At 36.4% G+C, this 6,987-nt stretch carries 5 protein-coding genes; 3 read left to right on the top strand and 2 right to left on the bottom strand.

The genetic code is table 11. The features are described from left to right. Positions 1-567: 567 nt before the first annotated feature. Entirely contained in the window at positions 568-2,316 is a 1,749-nt protein-coding gene (locus B371_RS0102610) for an ABC transporter ATP-binding protein (RefSeq protein ID WP_019412761.1), read from the bottom strand. Then, positions 2,313-4,055, bottom strand: coding sequence for an ABC transporter ATP-binding protein (locus B371_RS0102615; RefSeq protein WP_026022952.1), 1,743 nt, complete (start codon positions 4,053-4,055; stop codon positions 2,313-2,315). Before B371_RS0102615 ends, B371_RS0102610 begins: the two co-directional genes overlap by 4 nt. 490 nt (positions 4,056-4,545) lie before the next feature. On the opposite strand from B371_RS0102615, the gene B371_RS23715 reads away from it, so the two are divergent. From B371_RS23715 to B371_RS0102630, 3 genes are all read left to right on the top strand, one after another. Beyond that, positions 4,546-4,698: a hypothetical protein gene (locus B371_RS23715; protein WP_019412763.1), complete on the top strand. Its 153-nt coding sequence runs from the start codon at positions 4,546-4,548 to the stop codon at positions 4,696-4,698. 40 nt (positions 4,699-4,738) lie between these two features. Further along, entirely contained in the window at positions 4,739-5,221 is a 483-nt protein-coding gene (locus B371_RS0102625; RefSeq protein WP_019412764.1) for a universal stress protein, read from the top strand. 186 nt (positions 5,222-5,407) lie between these two features. Beyond that, complete coding sequence (locus tag B371_RS0102630; RefSeq protein WP_019412765.1) at positions 5,408-6,829, top strand: deoxyribodipyrimidine photo-lyase; 1,422 nt, start codon at positions 5,408-5,410, stop codon at positions 6,827-6,829. Positions 6,830-6,987: the final 158 nt, after the last annotated feature.

The following is a 6,987-nucleotide window of genomic DNA, read 5'->3' on the forward strand; positions in this document are numbered from 1 at the left end:
TTCTTTCGCCTTTGTTCCATTATGCGCTCCTGCGGGGTCTCGTCTGTCTCGCTTATCCCACAGGAGTCGCCACCTTTCACTGCAATCATTCTCCTGTTTAAAATAACCATGATCAAATTAGTTTAAAAATTAAATTTTAAAAATCGTCCTATCTTTTAAATTGAAAGTACCAAACATTTAAATAGGTCGATTTTTTCATGTACAATTCAAAAATTACTAAATAAGAATAAATCACTGAAAAAAAATCACTTTCTCTGAGAGGAAGTTTGCATCACAAAAAAGGAAATCCTGACTTCACGAGTTAACAAAAGTTACATCAATGAAATTTATTTTAGCATGTTAGTCTCCATATACTAAAAACACCATGAACACTGTGTTCTTTGCACATCAATTTTATATGCTTTCTTATGTTTTCAAAAAAGCAGGAAACGCGATTTATAGCGCTTCCCACTTTTTTAGATTATCCTACTCATACTTTAGCTTATTGGAAAGACCTTTAGTAGAAGTACCTGCCCTTTTAGCTTTCAAAATACAATTACTATTTAAGCCTAAATGGATTCTCTCCAATTACTGATTCAGAGGACTTCCAAATTGTAATCGATACATTTGTTCATAACGTCCTCCAAGTAATACTAGTTCATCATGTGTACCCTGCTCGACAATCTCACCGCGATCTAAAACTAAAATGCGATCTGCAGTTTTAATAGTAGAAAGCCGATGCGCAATAATAAATGTTGTCCGTCCTTTTTTCAATACATTCATTGCGTGTTGAATGATTTCTTCAGTTTCAGTATCAATATTTGAAGTGGCTTCATCTAAAATCAGGATTGCTGGATCGAATGCTAGTGCTCGCGCAAAAGATATTAATTGTCGTTGTCCCGATGATAGTGTACTTCCTTTTTCAATTACTGGTTCATCAATTCCGTTAGGTAAGTGCTTTAACACACGATCTCCACCTACCGCATTAAGTGAAGCTTCCACTTTTTCACGAGAAATCCGATCATCGTCTAAGCTAACATTGGAAGCGATGGTACCTGTGAATAAATATGGATCCTGTAAAACAATGCCCATATGATCACGAATTGTCTGACGGGACAAATCCTGGATATTCCTACCATCAATTGTAATTGCACCTTTAGAAACGTCATAAAATCGGAATAATAAATTCATAATTGAACTTTTCCCTGAACCCGTATGTCCAACAAGTGCAACTGTCTCTCCTTTTTTCGCTTCGAATGAAATATCTTTTAATACATATTCTTCATCTTTATAAGCAAACCACACTTTATCAAAACGAACATTTCCTTGATAGCGTGTGATTCTTTCATCATTTACTTCTTCCCCAGGTCGATCCATTAACCTAAAAACTCGTTCTGCAGCAACAAGTGCATGTTCTAACTTTGCCAGCTGGTTTACAATACCCGATACTGGGTTAAATAATCGAGTGAGATAATCAACAAATGCATATAACACACCCACTGAAATCGCTGTCGATGCGGTTAATGATGCCCCACCGAAATACCAGATGAAAAGTACAAACGTTATTGACCGTATTGCTCCAACTAAATTATGAGAAGTACCTGCGTCTATATACAACAGTTTATTTTGATACTTATAGTGCTCACGGTTCATGACTTCGAATTCTTCTTTCATCTGTTCTTCACGACGGAAAGCTTGAATAATGGTCATTCCTTGAATAGATTCATTTATCATCGCGTTCATGTCACTGACTTTTCCTCTAACGATATGATTATATTTAGATGCATACTTCCTGTATGTAATCATCCAAATATACAGAATCGGTAAAACAAACAATGCAATCGTCGCCATCTTCCAATCAAGGTAAAAGAGTGCAATATAAATACCAGTAATGTACATTCCACTAGATGCGAATTGAGATAAAACCGTTACGTACAATTCGCGAATCGCTTCCGTATCATTGGTAATACGAGCAACTACTTTTCCTGCTGGTAGATTATCAAAATATCGAATCGGCAGTGTTTGAATATGTTGATACACATCGTTCCGAATTTTTTGTATGATACGGTTGGCAGACTTTTGTAATAATAAATACTCTCCATAACGGAAAATTGCTGCAACAACTGTTAGAGCAAAAAACACACCCAGTAACATGGCTATTGGTTCAAAATCTATCGAACCCCCATCCGCTCCCGCAATATGGTCGTCGATAATCTTCTTTGCTATAAGTGGACCTGCTAAATCTGCAGCAACAGCAACAGTGAGTAAAGACATACCCATAATGAGTAACTTTTTATATAGAAGGGCATACACCCAGAGTCTTTTTCCTGTACTCATGACGTCACCTCCTCAATTTGCTGACGATCGAACTGTTCCTTGTACCATCCCTCTTTCAATAGCAACTCCTCATGGTTACCCTGTTCAATGATTACACCATCATCTAAAACAACTATCCAGTCCGCATGTTGTATAGCTGACAAACGATGAGATGTGATTATAGTTGTTTTCCCGCTACGTTCTTGTTGAATATTTTTAATTATTCGCGATTCAGTTTTAGAATCAACAGCTGACAACGAATCATCTAATAGTAATATTTCAGGGTTTTTTATTAACGCACGTGCTATTGAAATACGTTGTTTTTGTCCACCTGATAAAGCGACTCCCTTTTCTCCAACAAGCGTTTTTAGACCTAGTGGAAGCATCTCTAAATCTTTTTGGAAATATGATAATCGAATAGCTTTGTCAACATCTTCATCTGTTGCGTCTGGGTGCCCAAACAGTATATTTTCTTTTACAGTCCTTGAAAATAACACGTGATCTTGTGGAACATAGCCAATCCAATTTCGAACTTGGTTTTTCGTTAGACTTTCAATTGGTTCACTTGAAAATGACAACGTACCACTTCCTACTGGATACTCACGTAGCAATTGCTTCATGAATGTGGTCTTTCCACTACCAGTTTTCCCTACAATTCCAAGTGTCTGACCTTCTTCAATATGAACATTTATATTGGATAAGTTAATGGTTGGCGATGTAGGATATTGAAAGCTTACTCCTGAAAACCTAATACTCCCCGGTCGTTCTAATGACCCAACTCGCTTCGGATCTTTCACGTCTTCTTCATAATCCAGTGTTTCTTGAACACGATCGAGAGAAGCATTTCCCCGTTGCATAACATTAATTAACTCACCTATTGCGAACATAGGCCAAATAATCATTCCAAGGTAGATGTTAAATGCAACCAAATCACCAAGAGTTATTTGTTGTTGAGAAACTAGATATGCACCGTAACCAAGTCCAATCATGTAACTAATTCCTGTTAGTACTTTGGTTATTGGATTAAATAATGCATCAATTTTTTCCACTTCCATATTCTTCGTATAGACGTCTTCTGTCATCGAAGCAAATTGTTTCTCCGATGCACGTTCCTGTACATATGCTCGAATTACTCGAACTCCTGCAACAGCTTCTAAAACACTATCATTCATGTCTCCAAAAGCATCTTGTGCTTTCATGTATTTCTCATGAATACGTTTACCTAGAATTTGCATGATCAATGCCAGAATTGGTAGCGGCAATAAGGCAACAAACGTTAATTTCCAACTGACCAAAATTCCCATCGTTATTAAGATTGTAAGCATATAAAGAGATGAGTCAATCAGTGTTAAAATTCCGAAACCCGCTGTAGTTGATACTGCTTTTAAGTCATTCGTTGCGCGTGCCATTAAATCACCAGTTCGATTTTTTTCATAAAACGATGGTGTCATTCGTAAAAACTGTCTCATTAATCGTCCACGAAGTTGTTTTTCAATGACATAAGCTCCACCAAAAAGTTGATACTGCCATATGAAGTTACTTATATAATTCACAATTGTGACTGCAATAAGAGCTAGAATAAAAGTCAATAATAATTTTGTAGTTAGTGTTTGTTGATAGATGGCATCAATTGACTCCCCTAACAACCACGGTGGAACCACTTCTAGAACATTTGTTACCATTAGTAAAGATACAGCTATTGTATAACGTTTCCAATTTTCTGCGAAAAACCATTTTAATTTAAATAATACTGAGAACATACCATTTCCTTCTTTCCTATTACGGTTTAGCAAAACTAACCACCTTCTAGAGATTCCTTGATCAAAAGTTGTTTCTTTTGTTGCTGATAGTTCATCGTCAGCACTCCTTTTCCTTTTTTATTTATGAAATAGCATAAAGCTATGAACACCAATTTTTTACATTAAATGAACACAAAAAAGTACACGCCCTGTTTCCAGATGCGTGTACGCATGAAAATAGGTACAGGTTTTCGAGCTACCTGTGCCTTATATGGGTCAAGTCAACGAAGGTTTGGAAGTAGGTACGAAAGAACTATGTAATTAGGCGCATTTTTAAATTGCTTAATCATGGCGTGTATCTCCTTTTCTCCCAATTTTATGGTCATTAATCTATTATAATAATATTTCATTTATTGTCAAGAGTTTCCGGAAAATATAATTGTGTTTATAGATTTTTATCTAGGGTATTTAGAAACAGTAAGCATGAATGCAATTCGAGGAGCGATAGACAATGGAAGAACACAAAAATATTGAAGTTCGACGAGAAGAAAAAACTGATAGTGGTTTGGTAGGCGCGACCTTTATTAAATACTCTGCATACTTAATTATTTTCTTTGCAGTTTTATGGGTATTAATTAACTATGTATTTCCTATGTTTAATTAAGAGAGTATACCTTATTAATTTAAGAAAGGAGTTCTAAATCATGTTTAACAAAATGATTGTTGGTTACGATGGATCAGAAGGAAGCCGAGCAGCACTAAGCCGCGCTGTTGATCTTTTACGTAACAGACCAGACACTTCACTAATAGTAGCTTATGTGAACGATTATGAAGAAGTTGGACAAACTTCCTTTTTGAACGAGAATTTAGGCACAGCCCCTGTGTTAACGGATATAAATCAGGCCCCAACAGTTCCACTTGATGCTGATAACCAATTGGCCAAGGAATATGAAAATAAAATGATTGAATCTATTCAGTTGGAGTTAAATAAACATCGTGTTGAGGCTAGAGTCGAAGTAATTACTGGACATCCAGCAACAGCACTTACCAATTTAGCTGAACAAGAAGAGGTAGATGCAATCGTTGTTGGAAACAGTGGTAAATCAGGATTCCAAAGATTTTTCGTCGGCTCTATAAGTGAAAAGATAGTAAAAGACTCACCATGTACAGTTATCGTAGTAAAATAATTTATTTATTCGCTCCTAGCTCATTAGGAGCGTATTTATTTTATTAATAATCTCATTTAACATATACTATGAAATATTAGAGAAATTCATTTGTATTAATCGATGAATTACTCTAATTTTTTGATTCATACTATGTGTAGACATAGTGCATGTTGTAGTAGGACCCCAATTAGGAGTAGTGAATACATGAAAATCGCAGTGCTTTTTAGAAATGACTTACGACTTCATGACCATCCAGCTCTATCTCAAGCACATCTCGACGGGGAAATTTTACCGATTTATGTATTAGAAGAGGATTTGGGTGCTGCGTTTAAATACTGGACTCATCGTCACTTGGAATCATTACAAACTTCTATTCGTGAGCTTGGAGGGGAACTTTTTGTTTCGAGTACTTCATTACCAGATACGATAAAAGTACTTAAGCAAGAGTGTGGAATAGATGCAGTTTATTTCAATAGATCCTATCATCCAATGCATTATATAAGGGATAAAGAATTTGCAATAAAATTATTTGATGATGGATTAGTTGTCAAAATTTTCGAGGGAACAATGCTCCTTTCACCATGGGATTCATTGAAAGAAAATGGTGAACCCTATAAAGTGTTTACACCTTTCTATAAACAGTTTCGAACAAAAAATATTCCTCAAGCCGTTTCTCGTATCAGAGAAGCAACATTTGTGAAGATTAACTCAAATATGAAATGTATTTCTTCGGATATCAATATGCTGAGGCTCGTCCCTTCTATTAATTGGACGGATGGTATAGATACTGCATGGTTAGTGGGAGAAGAGGCAGCAATTGATCTCGTAAAAACATTTATCGACGAGGACATTTCTGCATATAAGTCGAAGCGTGATTTCCCTTCGATCTCAGGAACTTCCCGAATTTCTCCATACCTAGCTATCGGTGCACTTTCCGTCCGTAGTGTTTATCACTATGCATTGAATATGCAACCAGACGTAAGTGAGGCATTTATCCGACAATTAATATGGCGCGATTTTGCTTATCAAATGTTAGTACACTTTCCCCATACAACTAATAAGCCACTCAACGAAAAATTTACTAAGTTTCCTTGGTTGAATAATGAAGAACATTTTCAAAAATGGTGTCATGGACAAACTGGGATTCCTTTAATAGATGCAGGAATGCGCGAGTTGTGGTCAACCGGCTTTATCCATAACCGGGCACGCATGAATGTTGCCAGTTATTTAACAAAACATTTGTTAGTGGATTTTACAAAGGGAATGTCTTGGTTTAAGGATACATTAATTGATTCAGACATTGCTAATAACACTTTTGGTTGGCAATGGGCAGCTGGAAGTGGAGCGGATGCAGCTCCTTATTTCCGCATATTTAATCCTTATTTACAAAGCAAGAAGTTTGATAGTGAAGCTCTTTATATTCGAAAATGGATTCCAGAGCTTGCTGGTCTTTCGAATAAAGATATTATGGAACCCGATCAAGTTTCTGAAGAGGATCTGAAGAAAGCTGACATCGTACTAGGCGAAACTTATCCATATCCAATAGTCACCCATAAAGCAGGACGTACGCGTGCGTTATTAACTTATGAAGAGATAAAAAAATATGGTTTGTTTAGTGTAAACTAAATGTACTTATCTCCTAGTTAATGAATGACCGAGTGATGTTACATTATCATTCGGTCCCTTTCGTTATAGACAGTCTTACGGTAGATGTTGCTATGGGTACTATTAAGAAAAACCGGGTAAGTGCGCCCGGTCCTTTAAGAAAGTATACAGCATCCACA

This window comes from Paenisporosarcina sp. TG20 (genome assembly GCF_000286315.1).
Taxonomy (GTDB): Bacteria; Bacillota; Bacilli; order Bacillales_A; family Planococcaceae; genus Paenisporosarcina.